Here is a 1,464-nt window from a genome sequence, read left to right on the forward strand (position 1 = left end):
GTACTACATCCGTAGATCTTGATTCGTTTGGCTCCGCCACGGGATGTAGTTGCTTCATCGTCAGTGCGTGACATGCGCTCTGACCTACGATCTTGTCGTGTCCTGGGATACGGAACTGACCGCGCTGACCACGCGCATCGCCGGCCCCCTGTTCACCCGGCCCGAACCGCGGCAGGCGTTCGCCGACCTGGTACGCGCTCTGCTGGCAGACGTGCCGCGCAAGAACTCCTGGCAGCTGGCCGACCACATCGGCCATGCCACCGCCAACCGGTTCGAACACCTGCTGGACCGCGCGAAATGGGACGTCGACGCCTTGCGTGACGAGGTCCGCTCCTACCTGCTCGCGCACCTGGGCCGTGCCGATGGGGTGCTGATCGCCGACGACACGAGCGCGATCAAGAAGGGTGACAAGTCGGTCGGCGTGGCCGGCCAGTACTGCGGGTTGACCGGCCAGGTGGAGAACTGCCAGGTGATGCCGATGCTCACCTACGCCTCCGAGGTCGGGCACGCGTTCGTCAACCGGCGCCTGTACCTGCCCGAAGCCTGGGCGAACGACGGCGAGCGCAGGGCACGGGCCGGGGTGCCCGAGCTGGTGGTCTTCCGCACCAAGCCCCAGCTGGTGGCCGACATGCTGGCCGAAGAGCTCGCGGCCGGCACGCCGTTCCGCTACCTGTGCGCCGATTCCGGCTACGGCCGTGACCCGCACCTGCGCGCCTTCTGCCATGAACACGCCGTCGGCTACGTCATGGCGGTGCCCACCGACCTGCCCCTGGTCGCCCTCCGCGGCGGCACCGAGCCGGCCGGGCACGCACTGGACCGGCTGCTGGCCCTCGGCCAGGCCGGCATCTGGGAACGCCGCTCATGCGGGACCGGCACGAAAGGCATGCGCGTCTACGACTGGACCGCCCTGGCCGTCACCGTGGCCGGGCAGGAGCCCACTCCCGGATACGCGCACACGCTGCTGATCCGCCGCTCGGTGGCGGCTGCGACGGAGGTGGAGTTCTTCCTGGCCCACGCCCCCGCCGGCACCCCGGTCCCCGAGCTGATCGACGCAGCCGGGATGCGCTGGAAAATCGAGGAGAACAACGAACACGGCAAGGACCTGCTCGGCCTGACCCAGTACCAGGTCCGCAAGTGGACCCCGTGGCACCGGCACGTCACCATCGCCCTGCTCGCGCTGGCGTTCCTGGCCGTCATGCGCGCCGCCCTGCCCACCGGCGCCGATGCAGCCGGAGGCGAGGGAAAAGACCACTTGCTCCTGGAGGCACCAGCAGGGTGAGGCTCGTGCGGCTCTCACTGGCCGAGATCCGCCGCGTTCTGGCCCGGCTGCTCATCCCAGCGGCCAACGCCATCGATCACGTCCTGGCTTGGTCACACTTCCGGCGGCTTCATCAGACACGCGCTCTGATCAGCCACTACCGGCGACGCGGTGACCCATTCCCAGCGGACCTACGAATGTAGTAC

The 1,464-nt window shown here is 68.6% G+C and carries 1 protein-coding gene; it reads left to right on the forward strand.

Going from position 1 to position 1,464, the window contains the following annotated elements:
• Positions 1 to 67 precede the first annotated feature (67 nt).
• On the forward strand, positions 68 to 1,279 hold the full coding sequence (locus tag E1286_RS47240; protein WP_425464806.1) for an IS701 family transposase: 1,212 nt from the start codon (positions 68 to 70) through the stop codon (positions 1,277 to 1,279).
• The last annotated feature ends 185 nt before the right edge of the window (positions 1,280 to 1,464 follow it).

Source organism: Nonomuraea terrae, assembly GCF_004348995.1.
Taxonomy (GTDB): Bacteria; Actinomycetota; Actinomycetes; order Streptosporangiales; family Streptosporangiaceae; genus Nonomuraea; species Nonomuraea terrae.